The 352-nt window shown below is 57.4% G+C and carries 1 protein-coding gene; it reads right to left on the reverse strand.

Annotated features, from left to right (window positions below; genetic code table 11):
- Positions 1–64: 64 nt before the first annotated feature.
- Positions 65–211 carry a DUF1127 domain-containing protein gene (locus L981_RS34320; protein ID WP_064817045.1) on the reverse strand — a complete coding sequence of 49 codons (147 nt, stop codon included), beginning with the start codon at positions 209–211 and terminating at the stop codon, positions 65–67.
- Between the last annotated feature and the right edge of the window lie 141 nt (positions 212–352).

The raw sequence follows: 352 nt of genomic DNA on the forward strand, positions 1-352 counted from the left end.
AAAAAGCAAAAGCGCCCGCAGGAGATGCAGGCGCTTGGCAATTCTTCAGTCTATGTGGTTCGCCTTAGCGGGCGAAGGCCGTGCGTGCAACGCGGTCGATGTCGGCGCGTTCGATGCCGAGGTCGCGAAGTTCGCGGTTCGACATGCGGCCCAGTTCGGTGACCGTCTGACGGTACTTGCGCCAGTTGTTGATGGAGCGTGCGATGTTCATTTGATCCCCCTTTCAATGGGCTTTCGAAGCCTGGCTGCCAGTCCGTGGCGCCTCGTTCACTTCGATGAACACCTTATAGCTCAGGCTTTCCGTAAGTTGCAGCGCTCAAAACTCAGCGCTCCCATGTGGGAAATGCATAGG

Source organism: Ensifer sp. ZNC0028 (assembly GCF_000799055.1).
In the GTDB taxonomy this organism is placed as follows: Bacteria; Pseudomonadota; Alphaproteobacteria; order Rhizobiales; family Rhizobiaceae; genus Ensifer.

Bases quoted from the DNA above. Each gene is read 5' to 3' on its own strand.
- L981_RS34320 (WP_064817045.1), bottom strand. From the start codon at position 211: ATGAACATCGCACGCTCCATCAACAACTGGCGCAAGTACCGTCAGACG.